Source organism: Nocardia sp. Marseille-Q1738 (genome assembly GCF_965283145.1).
In genome coordinates, this window is the sequence record NZ_CBDIMS010000009.1 from 276,814 (window position 1) to 289,719 (window position 12,906).

The 12,906-nt window shown below is 68.7% G+C and carries 10 protein-coding genes and 1 pseudogene; 5 read left to right on the forward strand and 6 right to left on the reverse strand.

Annotated features, from left to right (window positions below):
* The first annotated feature begins 65 nt into the window (after positions 1-65).
* Together ACWPXK_RS27975 and ACWPXK_RS27980 are read left to right on the forward strand one after the other, a co-directional pair.
* Positions 66-1,661 (forward strand): alpha-(1->6)-mannopyranosyltransferase A, encoded by a 1,596-nt coding sequence (locus ACWPXK_RS27975; protein WP_454199162.1) that lies wholly within the window; start codon positions 66-68, stop codon positions 1,659-1,661.
* The gene (locus tag ACWPXK_RS27980; RefSeq protein WP_454199140.1) at positions 1,658-2,692 is read left to right on the forward strand and encodes a phytoene/squalene synthase family protein; all 1,035 of its coding nucleotides are present in this window, start codon (positions 1,658-1,660) and stop codon (positions 2,690-2,692) included. The genes ACWPXK_RS27975 and ACWPXK_RS27980 overlap by 4 nt, the downstream gene beginning before the upstream one ends.
* 369 nt (positions 2,693-3,061) lie before the next feature.
* On the opposite strand, the gene ACWPXK_RS27985 is transcribed toward ACWPXK_RS27980, so the two are convergent.
* Positions 3,062-3,430, reverse strand: a complete 369-nt coding sequence (locus tag ACWPXK_RS27985) for an Rv2175c family DNA-binding protein (protein ID WP_454199141.1) — start codon at positions 3,428-3,430, stop codon at positions 3,062-3,064.
* 164 nt (positions 3,431-3,594) lie between these two features.
* On the opposite strand from ACWPXK_RS27985, the gene pknB reads away from it, so the two are divergent.
* Positions 3,595-5,550, forward strand: coding sequence for a Stk1 family PASTA domain-containing Ser/Thr kinase (gene pknB, locus ACWPXK_RS27990; protein WP_454199163.1), 1,956 nt, complete (start codon positions 3,595-3,597; stop codon positions 5,548-5,550).
* Between the two features lie 35 nt (positions 5,551-5,585).
* Here pknB and ACWPXK_RS27995 read toward each other — a convergent pair whose 3' ends face one another.
* Entirely contained in the window at positions 5,586-6,971 is a 1,386-nt protein-coding gene (locus tag ACWPXK_RS27995; RefSeq protein WP_454199142.1) for a class II 3-deoxy-7-phosphoheptulonate synthase, read from the reverse strand.
* Positions 6,972-7,158: 187 nt separating this feature from the next.
* Here ACWPXK_RS27995 and ACWPXK_RS28000 point away from each other — a divergent pair, with 187 nt between their 5' ends.
* Positions 7,159-7,659: a polyadenylate-specific 3'-exoribonuclease AS gene (locus ACWPXK_RS28000; protein WP_454199164.1), complete on the forward strand. Its 501-nt coding sequence runs from the start codon at positions 7,159-7,161 to the stop codon at positions 7,657-7,659.
* 66 nt (positions 7,660-7,725) lie between these two features.
* Here the strand turns inward: ACWPXK_RS28000 and qcrB are convergent, their stop codons facing one another.
* From qcrB to ctaE, 4 genes are all read right to left on the reverse strand, one after another.
* Entirely contained in the window at positions 7,726-9,345 is a 1,620-nt protein-coding gene (gene qcrB, locus ACWPXK_RS28005; RefSeq protein ID WP_454199143.1) for a cytochrome bc1 complex cytochrome b subunit, read from the reverse strand.
* Entirely contained in the window at positions 9,342-10,517 is a 1,176-nt protein-coding gene (qcrA, locus tag ACWPXK_RS28010) for a cytochrome bc1 complex Rieske iron-sulfur subunit (protein WP_454199144.1), read from the reverse strand. The genes qcrB and qcrA overlap by 4 nt, the downstream gene beginning before the upstream one ends.
* Positions 10,518-10,537: 20 nt before the next feature.
* A complete protein-coding gene (gene qcrC, locus ACWPXK_RS28015) occupies positions 10,538-11,401 on the reverse strand; it encodes a cytochrome bc1 complex diheme cytochrome c subunit (protein WP_454199145.1) in 864 nt (287 codons plus the stop codon).
* Positions 11,402-11,486: 85 nt separating this feature from the next.
* The gene (gene ctaE, locus ACWPXK_RS28020; RefSeq protein ID WP_454199146.1) at positions 11,487-12,098 is read right to left on the reverse strand and encodes an aa3-type cytochrome oxidase subunit III; all 612 of its coding nucleotides are present in this window, start codon (positions 12,096-12,098) and stop codon (positions 11,487-11,489) included.
* 200 nt (positions 12,099-12,298) lie between these two features.
* On the opposite strand from ctaE, the pseudogene ACWPXK_RS28025 reads away from it, so the two are divergent.
* Positions 12,299-12,709, forward strand: a pseudogene (locus ACWPXK_RS28025) (ribonuclease E inhibitor RraB); the annotation flags it as partial.
* Positions 12,710-12,906 lie beyond the last annotated feature (197 nt).

Sequence of the window (12,906 nt, forward strand, 5' to 3'; positions counted from 1 at the left end):
CCGACCACGCACCACCCACCTCCGCCCGTCGCGAATCGGCCGCCCCCCGTGGTTTCCTGTGGTGGATGCGCGCCTACGCCGACTTCGCCAGAAGCCCCGAGGGCCACGCCGCCCTGCTCGGATTCTTCGGCGCCATCATGATCACCTTCGGCGGGTTCGGGGCGGGCAGCGTCCGCAAGCGCGACCCGCTGCTGGAGGCCATGCACCTGTCCTGGCTGCGGTTCGGGCACGGTTACGCGCTGTCCACCATCTGCATCTGGATCGGCGTGCTGCTGATGGTCACCGCCTGGGTCCGGCTCGGGCGCGCCACGATCGGCACCGCCGACCGGGTCGGCGCCGGGGTGACGCTGAACGAGCTGCGGGCGATCGTCGGCATCTGGATCGCCCCGCTGCTGTTCGCCGTGCCGATGTTCAGCCGCGACGCCTACTCCTACCTGGCGCAGGGCGCGCTGCTGCGCGACGGCTTCGACCCCTACCAGGTCGGCCCGGTGGCCAATCCCGGTGTGCTGCTGGACAACGTGAGCCCGGTCTGGACCACGACCACCGCACCCTACGGCCCGGTGTTCCTGCTGCTCGGACGCGCGATCACCGCCGTCACCGGCGACAACGTGGTGGCGGGCACCATCGCGATGCGATTGGTCATGCTGCCCGGCCTGGCGCTGATGATGTGGGCGGTGCCATATCTGACCAAGCATCTCGGCGGCAAGCCCACCGTGGCGTTGTGGCTGGCGGTGCTCAACCCGCTGGTGCTGATCCACCTCATCGGCGGCGTGCACAACGAGATGCTGATGGTCGGGCTGATGTGCGCGGGCATCGCGCTGGTGCTGGAGCGCCACCATGTGGCGGGCATCGTGGTGGTCGCGATCGGCGTGGCCATCAAGGCGACCGCGGGCGTGGCGCTGCCGTTCCTGGTGTGGATCTGGATGCTGCACGAACGCGAGCGCCGCGCGGCGCAGCGCGTCGGGCGCGACCCGGCGCACCTGCCCGCCAGCGAGCAACCCGGCGACGCCGCCGAGCGCACCGAGGACATGCCGCATCCCGCGCTGATGTTCGCGAAGATCGCGGGTCTCGGCCTCAGCGTGTTCGCGGTCGTGTTCGTCGCCGCCTCGGCCATCGCCGGTGTCGGCATCGGCTGGCTGACCGCACTGTCCGGCTCGAAGAAGATCATCAACTGGCTTTCGTTGCCCACCGTCATGGCGCACGCCGTCACCTGGGTGACCCCGCTGCGGCTGGAGTCGGTGCTCGAGGTGACCCGCGCGATGTGCGCGCTGACCCTGGTCGCGGTGCTGGCCTGGACGTGGTGGCGGTTCCGGCACAGCGAGCGGGAGGCGGTGCTCGGCATCCTGATCGCGTTCGTCGCGATCGTCATCCTCTCGCCCGCCGCACTGCCCTGGTACTACTCGTGGCCGCTGGCGCTGGCCGCCGGGTTCGCGCTGTCCACCACGACGCTGATGGCGCTGGTGGGCGTGTGTACCTGGCTCATGCTGGTCTTCCAGCCGGACGGTTCGATCGGCCTGTACAACTTCTGGCATGTCGCCGCCGCCACCTTCGCCGCCGTGGTGGCGGCCCTGTCGCTGCGCACCGTGGACCCGCTGCGCTTGCGCGCCAGCCCGCCGAGCACCGCACGAACCAGCGTCACCGCCTCGCCCTCCGCTCCATGACCGACGATCACCTACCCGCTGACGCCCTGCTCGCACTCGCCTACCGGGAATGCCGACAGATCGCCGCCACCCACGGCCGCACCTATTTCCTGGCCACCCGACTGTTGTCGGCCGAGCGACGGCCCGCGGTGCACGCACTGTACGCGTTCGCGCGAATGGTGGACGACATCGTCGACCGCGCCGGTCAGCCAGACGGAGCAGACGGAGGAGCGCTCGGTCACGGACCGGCCGATGCGCTCGACCTGATCGAGCGGGAGCTGAGCGGCGCGCTCGAACCGGGCCTGCCGCCGATCAATGATCCGGCCTCGGTCCCGCGGACCCCGAACCCGGTATCCACGCGCATCTGGCAGGCCGGTGCGCGGCCACGCACGCTCATCCTGGCCGCCGTCACCGACACCATCCGGCGCTACGACATTGCCCCGCAGCACTTCTGGACGTTCCTGGAGTCCATGCGGATGGATGTGCCCGGCACCCCGGCCTTCCGGAACCGGTACGCCACCATGGCCGAACTACACGAGTACATGCGCGGCTCCGCGGCCGCGATCGGATTGCAACTGCTCCCGGTACTCGGCACGATCGCCCCGGTAGCCGAGGCCGAACCGGCCGCGGCCGCGCTCGGCGAGGCGTTCCAGCTCACCAACTTTCTGCGCGATGTCGCCGAGGACCTCGATCGCGACCGCGTCTACCTGCCCGCCGACGCGCTGGCCGCATTCGGCGTGGATGACGGCCTGCTCTTCGAGTGCCGCCGCACCGGACGCACCGACCCGCGCGTCCGCCGCGCCCTGGCCCACCTCATCGCGGTCAACCGCGATCTCTACCGCCGCGCCGAGCCCGGCATAGCCCTGCTCGAGCCGCGCGTCCGCCCCGCCATCAACACCGCGACCACCCTCTACGCCGACATCCTGCGCCACATCGAACGCGGCGATTACGCCGTCTTCGATCACCGCGCCGTCGTCCCCCGCCACCACCGCCTCCGCGTCGCCGCCACCGAATTCACCACCGCCACCCTCCGCGCCCGATTCGGGCGCTGACCGGCCCAACCACCGCTTTCGCGCGAAGCGAGACCGGGCACGACCCGTTCGCGGCCCGACTCACATCCAAGTGGCAAACACGTCCGCAGACGAACTCGCCCCAAACGACCACCGAACACCACCATCAAGCAGCGAACACCCAAATCCCCCGCTACTTCCCCAACGCAACCACATGGCCCAACCACCGCTTTCGAGCGCAGCGAGAACGAGCATTCCCCGTTCGCGGCCCGGCTCGCGTCCGAGCGGCCGACGCGCAAGCGACGAAGTCGCAAGCGGCGGTCGCTCGGACGCGAGCCACAAAGGGGCCGCGAACACCCAGCGCCGCAGGCGCTGGCAAAACAAACACAACACAGCCGCAGGCGCTGCAAATCAAAACGGATCCGCCGCGGCCCGGCGCAGTACCTCACGGGCGAGCGGGCCGTGCAGGGCGTCGATCGGTTTGCCGGGCAGGCTGTCGTCCTCGGTGAAGATCCATTCCAGGATCTCTTCGTCGGTGTACTTGGCGTCGCGCATCACCGTGATCAGGCCGGGCAGCGGCTTCACCACCGCACCGGTGTCGTCGAAGAAGCGCTCGGGGATGCCCGCCACGCCGTTTCTGCGCACGGCGATCAGTTGGTGATCGCGCAGCATCTGATGCACCCGGGTCACCACCAGCCCGAGTCGGTCGGCCACCTCCGGCAGCGGCACCAGGGTCACCGACTGGGAAAGGACGTCCTCACTGCAGGGAAATGCACTCACCCGCACAACGGTAGACCGTCCGGCCTCGCAGGTCGTGAGACACCCGGTGTGGTCGGAGTCGATACCATCGTGAGGGCCGCAAGGAGCGGCTGATCACTTGGCGCAGGTATCGCGCGAGGGGTGAGAGCTTTGTGAAAGCCGGAGGACGTCACTTGATCGGCCAGATGCTGGAAGGGCGCTATCGGATCGATGCGCCGATCGCCCGCGGCGGCATGTCGATGGTCTTCCGGGGGGTCGACACCCGCCTGGACCGGCCGGTCGCCATCAAGGTGATGGATCCGAAGTTCGCCGGTGACCCGCAGTTCCTGTCCCGGTTCGAGTTCGAGGCGCGCGCGGTCGCCAAGCTCAAGCATCCGTCGCTGGTCGCGGTGTACGACCAAGGCGTCGACGGCGACCACCCGTTCCTGATCATGGAGCTGGTCGAGGGCGGCACCCTGCGCGAACTGCTGCGCGAGCGCGGCCCGATGCCGCCGCACGCGGTGCGCGCGGTTGCCGAGCCGGTGCTCGCGGCGATCGGCGTCGCGCACGCGGCGGGGCTGGTGCACCGCGACATCAAGCCGGAGAACGTGCTGATCTCCGATGCGGGCGAGGTGAAGATCGCCGATTTCGGCCTGGTCCGCGCGGTCGCCGCGGCGAACACCACCTCGGCGAGCGTCATTCTCGGCACCGCCGCCTACCTCTCTCCCGAGCAGGTCACCAGCGGCACCGCCGACTCGCGCAGCGACGTGTACTCCTTCGGCCTGCTGATCTTCGAAATGCTCACCGGTCGGGTGCCGTTCACCGGCGACACGTCGCTGTCGGTGGCCTACCAGCGCATCGAGAACGACGTGCCGAGCCCGAGCGGTTTCATCTCCGGGGTGCCGCCGGAATTCGACGAGTTGGTCGCGAAGGCCACCGCGCGCGAGCCCGCGCACCGGTTCGCGGACGCGAACGAGATGGCCGGCGCGCTGCGGCAGATCGCCGCGGCGCTGCAACTGCCCGCCTACCGGGTGCCCGCGCCCCAGGAGTCCGCCGAACATCTCAGCGCCAGCTACCGGGCCGTCACGCCGGAGCACGATGGCCGCCAGGGTCTCGCCGGTGCGTCGGTGCGTGAGCCGCACCCACCACAACCGGTGCAGCACACCAAAGTGGTGACCGCACAGCGCCCCCGCGTCGACTACGGTCCCACGGGCGGCTACGACCAACCGCCGGTTCGCCAGGCCCACCCCGCGCCGCCATATTCGCCCTACGCCGACGAACTCAACCGGTCCCGGCGCACCGTGTGGATGTGGGTGGCCATCGTCGCGGTCCTTACCCTGTTGGTCGGCATCGGCGGTTGGTGGCTCGGCTTCGGCCGCTATACGCCGGTCCCGCCGATCGCAGGGTTGAGCACCGACAAGGCGATCGCCACGCTCCAGGAGGCCGGGTTCGCGACCGAGGTCCGGCAGAAGGCGTCGGACACGATCCCGGTGGGCGGTGTGGTCGGCAGCGACCCGTCGGCCGGGTCCAAGGTCACCAAAGGGTCGACGGTCGCCGTGCTGGTCTCCAACGGCAAACCCAAGGTGCCCGACGTCAAACCCGGTGACCAGGTGTCGAAGGTCAATCAGTTGATCCGGGATGGCGGGTTGCAGCCGGTCGACGCCGGGGAGGAATCCAGCACCGCACCCAAAGGCACCGTCGCCAGGGTGGAACCGAGGCCCGGGACCGTGCTGCCGCTCGGAGCGCAGGTGAAGGTCTTCCGCAGCAAGGGATCTCAACCCGTGCGGGTGCCCGACGTGCGTGGCCGTCCCGCCGCGGAGGCGGTGAAGATCCTCACCGCGGCCGGGATCACGGTGCGGGAGAACCGGAGTCAGTTCGATCGCGGTGTCGAGGCCGACCATGCCATCGGCACCGAACCCGGTGCGGGAGCGACCATTCAGTCCGGTGATGGCGTCGTGTTGCTGGTCTCCAACGCGTTGAAGATGCCGAGTCTGCTCGGCGCCACCGTCGGTGACGCCCGGACGCGGCTGGCGAGCCTGGGTTTGCAGGTCCAGGTCAGCCAACTCACCCGGTCGGATTCGTCGGTGATCATTTCGCAGACACCCGCCATCGGCGCCAACGTCGAGCCCGGTAGCACCGTGTCACTGGTCGCGCTCCCGTGATCTCGGCGCACCGCATGCCGACGGTGCGCCGGAACTCAGCGCAGCATCTCCGCGACCAGGAAGGCCAGCTCCAGCGACTGCTGGGTGTTCAGCCGGGGATCGCAGGCGGTCTCGTAACGGCCGGACAGATCCAGATCGGAGATGTCCTGGGCGCCGCCGAGGCATTCGGTGACGTCCTCGCCGGTCAGTTCGATGTGCATGCCGCCGGGGTGGGTGCCGAGCGCGTGGTGCACCTCGAAGAAGCCCTGCACCTCGTCGACGATGCGGTCGAAGTGGCGGGTCTTGAACCCGGTGGACGCCTCGTGCGTGTTGCCGTGCATCGGGTCGCACTGCCAGATCACTTGGTGGCCGGTGGCCTGCACCTTTTCGATGATGGGCGGCAGCACGTCGCGGACCTTGCCGTGGCCCATCCTGGACACGATGGTCAGCCTGCCCGGCTCGTTGTTCGGGTCCAGCCGCTCGACGTATTCCACGGCCTGCTCGGGCGTGGTGGAGGGGCCGATCTTCAGGCCGATCGGGTTGGCGATCAGCTCCGCGAACGCGATGTGCGCGCCGTCGAGCTGGCGGGTGCGCTCGCCGATCCAGAGGAAGTGCGCGGACAGGTCGTAGAGCACCGGCTCGCCGATCGCGTTCTCGCTCAGTCGCAGCATGGCGCGCTCGTAGTCCAGCACCAGCGCCTCGTGGCTGGCGTAGATGCGCGCCGATTTCAGGCTGGGATCGTTCACCCGGCACGCCGTCATGAACGCGAGGCCGCGGTCGATCTCCTCGGCCAGCGCCTCGTACCGGGCGCCTGCGGGCGACTGGGCGACGAAGTCGCGGTTCCAGTCGTGCACCTTGTGCAGATCGGCCATGCCCGCGCCGGTGAGCGCCCGCACGAGATTCATCGCGGCGCTGGCGTTGGCGTAGGCGCGGACCAGGCGCGACGGGTCGTGCTCGCGCAGCGCCGCGTCGGCGGCCAGCGCGTTCACCATGTCGCCGCGGTAGGACTTGAGGCCGAGCGAATCGAGATCCGAGGAGCGCGGTTTGGCGTACTGCCCCGCGATCCGCGCCACCTTGACCACCGGCAGGCTCGCGCCGTAGGTGAGCACGACCGCCATCTGCAGCAAGGTGCGGATGTTGCCACGAATGTGCGGCTCGGTGTTGTCGGCGAAGGTTTCCGCGCAGTCGCCGCCCTGCATGAGGAAAGCCTCGCCGCGGGCGACCTCGGCCAGCTGGGACCGGAGCTCCTCCACTTCGGCGGGCACGCAGATCGGCGGCACGCTCTCCAGTACGGTGCGCATCATGGCCGCCTGTTCCGGATCCCAGGACGGTTGCTGCAGCGCGGGGCGCGCCAGCGCGTCGTCCAGCCGTCTGCGCAGCTCGGCGGGCAGCGGCGGCAGTTCCGGCAGGCGATCGATGGGTACGTCGACGGTCCAGTTCACCAGTTCAGAATACGGACCGTTCGCCCTCCGGGGATACCCGGTGCCAGTGGTGGAAGGTCGCACCAAGGTGTCGGAAATCTCCCCCGTATGGGCCCTTGCGCGCGGCCGTCAGCCGTCACCATAGGGTTTGCTGGGAACCCGTCACCTGCCGCAACGGCACCTGGAAGCCGAGGAGAGACCGATCTCGCTGAGATATTTTTACGACTGCGAATTCATCGAAGACGGCGTGACCATCGATTTGGTCTCGATTGGCGTCGTCTGCGAGGACGGCAGGGAGTACTACGCGGTGTCCACCGAATTCGATCCCGACCGTGCGGGACCGTGGGTGCGCAAATTCGTGTTGCCGCAGCTGCCGCCGCCGTCCTCACCGCTGTGGCGCAGCCGTGCGCGGATCCGCGACGAGCTGTATGCCTTCCTGGTGCCGCGGCCCAGCGTGCAGCCGGAGCTGTGGGCCTGGGTCGCCGCCTACGACCATGTGGCGCTGTGCCAGCTCTGGGGGTCCATGGTCGACCTCCCCAACGCGCTGCCCCGCTACACCAACGAACTGCGCCAGCACTGGGAGGCGCATGGCCGTCCCGAGCTGCCGCCGATCCCACCCGACGCCCACGACGCGCTCGCCGACGCCCGGCACAACCTGGCCAAATTCGAAGCAATCGAAGCCGCCCGCCGCGCGGCGCCGCACCGGTAACCGCGGCATGACGCACGACGGCCCCGAGTCGGATTCGACTCGGGGCCGCCGCGTGAAGGGGGTCGGTCAGTGGCCGTGCTTGCCGTTCGACGCCTCCTGAGCCCTCTGCAGCACCTTCAACTGCTTGTGCTCTTCCTCGTGCTCGATCTCGAAGTGCCGGTCGCTCTCCTCCTGCGGGTCCGGCCGCAGGAAGCTACCGGTGCCCGGCTGACCGGCCGAACCCAGCTGGTTCATCCTCTTCGGGACCGGTGCGCCCTGGTACTCCAGCGGAATCGGGTGACCGTGCTCGTCCACCGGGCCCAGCGGCTGATGCACCTCGATGTACTCACCGTGCGGCAGACGCTTGATCACACCGGTCTCGATGCCGTGCTCCAGCACCGCACGGTCACTGCGCTGCAGGCCCAGGCAGAACCGGTATGTGAGGAAGTACGCGATCGGCGGTGCGACGAGCAGGCCGATGCGGCCGATCCACGTCGTCGCGTTCAGCGAGATGTCGAACTTCAGCGCGATGATGTCGTTGACGCAGGACAGCGTCAGCACCACGTAGAAGGCGATGGCCATCGCGCCGATCGCGGTGCGGACCGGCACGTCACGCGGACGCTGCAGCAGGTTGTGGTGCGCGGCCCTGTCGCCGGTGAGCCGCTTCTCGATCCACGGGTAGGCGATGAGCACGGTGAATACGAGGCCCATGATCAGCGCGACCCAGAACACCGCGGGCACGGTGTAGTTGCCGATGTACAGCTCCCACGGCGGCATCAACCGCGCCATGCCGTCGGTCCACATCATGTAGAAGTCCGGCTGCGAGCCCGCCGACACCTGTGAGGGGTTGTACGGCCCCAGGTTCCAGATCGGGTTGATCTGGAAGACGCCGCCCATGATGCCGACGATGCCGAGGGTGAAGGCGAAGAACGCGCCCTGATCCGCGGCGAACACCGGCACGATCCGGGCGCCGACCACATTGTTCTCGGTGCGGCCGGGGCCGGGGAACTGGGTGTGCTTCTGGTACCACACCAACGCCACGTGCGCGGCGATCAGCGCCAGGATGATGCCCGGGAACAGCAGCACGTGCGCGATGTACAGGCGCGGGATGATGATGTCACCGGGGAAGTCGCCGCCGAACATCAACCAGTGCAGCCAGGTGCCGATGATCGGGATCGAGATGGTGATGCCGGAGAAAGCGGCCCGCAGACCGGTGCCCGAGAGCAGGTCGTCCGGCAGCGAGTAGCCGAAGAACCCCTCGAACATCGCCAGGATCAGCAGCAGCGAACCGATCACCCAGTTCGCCTCACGCGGCTTGCGGAACGCGCCGGTGAAGAAGATCCGGAACAAATGGATGATGATCGACGCCGCGAACAGCAATGCCGCCCAGTGGTGCACCTGGCGGACGAACAGGCCGCCGCGCACCTCGAAGGAGATGTTCAGCGCGGTCTCGTAGGCCCGCGACATCGTGACGCCGCGCAGCGGCTGGTAGGCGCCGTCATAGACGACGTGACTCATCGACGGGTCGAAGAACAGGGTCAGATACACACCTGACAGCAGCAGGATGATGAAGCTGTAGAGCGCGATCTCACCGAGCAGGAACGACCAATGCGTCGGGAAGACCTTGTTGATCGACCGCTTCATGAAGGCGGCGGCCCGGTACCGCTCGTCCGCCTCGCTGGCTTGGGCTGCGACAGAAGGACTCATGAACGGCGCTCCCAGTAGGCCGGGCCGAGCGGCTCGATGAAGTCGCCGTTGGCGACCAGGAAGCCCTCAGCGTTGACGGTGATCGGCAGCTGCGGCAGCGCGCGAGCGGCGGGACCGAAGACCGGCTTGCCCCATTCGGTCGCCGAGAACTGCGACTGGTGGCAGGGGCACAGGATCCGGTTGGTCTGCTGCTCGAACAGCGAGGTCGGGCAGCCGAGGTGGGTGCAGATCTTCGAGTAGGCGAAGTAGTCGCCGAAGTTGAAGCTCTCCTGACCCTTGCGCTTGATCGCCTTCTGCGCGTCTTCGGTGCGCAGGCGGATCAGCATGACAGCGTTGCGGATACCGCGCAGCGACTCCAGCGTGGCGTGCTCGTCGCCGCGCCACTTCTCCTTCCACGGGAACACCGTCTCCATGGCGCCCGCGTCCAGGTCCTCCGGACGCACCAGCACGACGTCGTCCGGGCGACCGGTGTCGCGGCGGATGTAGATGGTCTCGCCCGGGAAGTCCGGGGTCCAGCCGGAGACCCACAGCGGCGACTTGTCGCCCTTGGCCCACGGGTTCTTGATCATGCCGCCGACGAACACCAGCAGCGCGCCGACACCGAGCACGCCGACACCGGCACCCGCGGTGCGGGTGATCATCTTGCGGCGGCCGAGGGTGGAGGTATCCAGCGCGTCCTGCAGCTCGGCCACCAGGGTGCGGCGCTCGACTTCCGGCGAGGGACCGTCGTGCCGCTCCTGGATGGACAGCTCGGCGGGGATGAACAGCTTGCGGATCAGCACCACCGCCACGCCGATGACCAGCACCGAGATGCCGAAGGTCAGGCCGATCAGCGGGGTGAACAGGGAGTAGAGCCCGTGGCCCTCTTCCTCCTTGGCCTTGAACTCCCACGGCCAGAACAGGAACACGCCGACCAGCGCCGCGGCCGCGATACCGGACACCGCGAACCAGAAGGTCACCGCGCGCTCGGCCCGCTTCTCCGCGCGGGTGCCCGGGATCGGGAAACGTTCGCGCCGGTAGGCGACGTCCACGCCGTCGCGCTCGGTACCCAGCTTGACCAGCTCATCGCGCGACATCGCGTCGAGTTCCGCCTCGGTCGGCTCCGCCGGGGTGGCGTTCACCGACTGTGCGTCCGACGGGCGCGTGTCGCGGCCCTCATCCGGCCGACCCATGTCGTCTCGCTCCTTATCCATCATGACCTCGATCCGATCCACATCGCGGCGCCGACCACGAGCGTGATGCCGACCACCCAGATGGCCAGGCCCTCGGTCGCGGGACCGAACCCACCGAGATCCCAGCCGCCCGGGCTGTGCTCCTCGCTCGAGTTCTTGACGTAGGCGATGATGTCGCGCTTCTCCTCCGGGGTCAGCTGACGGTCGGAGAACTTCGGCATGTTCTGCGGACCGGTGAGCATCGCGGCGAGGATCTGCTGCTCGTTGGCGGGTTCCAGCGGCGGCGCGAACTTACCGGAGGACAGCGCGCCGCCGCGTCCGGTGAAGTTGTGGCAGGACGCGCAGTTCATCCGGAACAGCTCCGAACCGCGGGCGATGTCGTCACCGCGCAGCGACTCCTGGGCGATCTCGCCGTTGGCGTCACGCACCACCGTCGGACCGCCGCCGTGGGCCGCCACATAGGCGCTCAGCGCGTCGGTCTGGTGAGCGTCGAACTTCGGTGGTTTGCGCTCGGCCTGCGCCTCGTGGGCGGCCATCGGCATGCGACCGGAGGACACCTGGAAGTAGACAGCGGCCTCGCCGACGCCGATCAGGCTGGTACCGCGGTCCGCCACACCCTCCAGGTTCCTGCCGTGGCAGGTGATGCAGGACGTTTCATACAGCTGCTGGCCCTCGCGGATCAGCGCGGACTGGTCCTCGTGCGCGGTCGCCCGCTGGGGGTCCGGCGTCAGGGCCGATGCCAGGAAGCCTGCTCCGACGAGGCCCACCAGCAGCGCAAGCCCGCCCGCGATGCGACGGCGAACGCGGCGCTGCCTGCGCGTCTTGCTGGCCTGGCCGTTCCCGGGGCTCGCGGGCTCTGGCGCTGACGGGGGAGATGAACTCATCTGTGTCCCTTTGGAGTAGACGGAACCGACTTCTGCAAAAGATCTGGGGGCTCGCCGCGCCCGCTCGGCGGCGCGGCGTCCACGCTCAGCGGACGAAGTAGATCGTGGCGAACAACCCGATCCACACGATGTCGACGAAGTGCCAGTAGTAGGAGACGACGATCGCCGCGGTGGCCTGCGCGGGGGTGAACTTGCTCACCTTGGTGCGCGCCAGCAGGAACAGGAACGCGATCAGACCGCCGATGACGTGCAGACCGTGGAAGCCGGTGGTGATGTAGAACACCGAGCCGTAGGCGCTGCTCGCGATCGACGTGCCCTCGTTGACGAGGTTGTAGTACTCGTAGCCCTGGCCGCCGACGAAGAACGCGCCCATCAGGAAGGTGATGACGTACCAGCGGCGCAGACCGAACACGTCGCCCTTCTCCGCGGCGAACACGCCCATCTGGCAGGTGAACGACGACGCGACCAGCACGGCCGTGACCGGCACGGCGAGCTTCAGGTTCAGCTCGGTCGGTTCCGGCGGCCAGTGACCGTGCGCCTGCGCGCGCGCGACGAAGTACATCGCGAACAGGCCGGCGAAGAACATCAGCTCGCTCGACAGCCAGATGATGGTACCGACGCTGACCATGTTGGGCCGGTTCAGCGAATGCACACGCTGAGTAATGGCCGATCCTGGGGTCCCTACTGCGGTCGTCACGGGGGTAAGTATGACTCGTCGTAGTACGACAGCAGTACCCGGGTACGAAACTCGTTCCTTCGCGTCGGAAAACACAGGGAAGGACGGGCTCTCGACCAGGTGCGGATCCGGGGGACGCGGTGTGCGCGGATCCTCGAACCGGTCGCACCGGCGGAGGAAAGCGCTGCCAGCATGACAGGCGAGGGTAAGGAAAAGCTGAGATGGAGGCGAAAGTGGCACCAGGGCTGTGGCGACGGCTCTTCCGGCGGGACCAGCGAGCGGAGCTGGACCCGAACCGAGCGGATCTGGTGGTGGTCGCCGCCGGCTTCGACGACGCGGAGGCGTGTTCGACGGCGCTGGCGCGCGCCACCGGACTGACGCCGGACGCGCCCGCGGTGCTGCGCCATCACCTGCGCATCCCGCCTCAGCACGTCGAGACGGTCTGCGCCATCGCCGCACAGGACGGATACACGCCCGCGCCGCAGGTCGGCGGCCAGGGCACCGACGCTGTCGAAACGGTGATCCTGCAGCGAGTGCAAGTGCTGGACGCGCTGCACTGCTCGCAGGAACGTGCGCGCATGGCCGGACTCGCACAGCGCCACGACGGCAACGCCGACGGCTGGGACGCGCTGTGTTTGATTTGCAGCGCCTGCGGCGCTGCGTGTTCGCGGCCCCCTTGTGGCTCGCGGCCCAGCGGCCCCCCCCCGCGGCCGCGGCGCGGGCGCGGCGGCCGCCCCGGCGCGGGCCGGGGCCCGGACAGGGAAAACTCGCTCTCCCCCCCCCCCCAAAACGGGGTCGGGCCCGGCGGGCACCCGAAACGACAACCCCC

Excerpts from the sequence above, each read along its gene's own strand:
- qcrA (WP_454199144.1), bottom strand. The coding sequence starts at position 10,517 with ATGGGTCGGCCGGATGAGGGCCGCGACACGCGCCCGTCGGACGCACAG.
- qcrC (WP_454199145.1), bottom strand. The coding sequence starts at position 11,401 with ATGAGTTCATCTCCCCCGTCAGCGCCAGAGCCCGCGAGCCCCGGGAAC.
- ACWPXK_RS27980 (WP_454199140.1), top strand. The coding sequence starts at position 1,658 with ATGACCGACGATCACCTACCCGCTGACGCCCTGCTCGCACTCGCCTAC.
- pknB (WP_454199163.1), top strand. The coding sequence starts at position 3,595 with ATGCTGGAAGGGCGCTATCGGATCGATGCGCCGATCGCCCGCGGCGGC.
- qcrB (WP_454199143.1), bottom strand. The coding sequence starts at position 9,345 with ATGAGTCCTTCTGTCGCAGCCCAAGCCAGCGAGGCGGACGAGCGGTAC.
- ACWPXK_RS27975 (WP_454199162.1), top strand. The coding sequence starts at position 66 with ATGCGCGCCTACGCCGACTTCGCCAGAAGCCCCGAGGGCCACGCCGCC.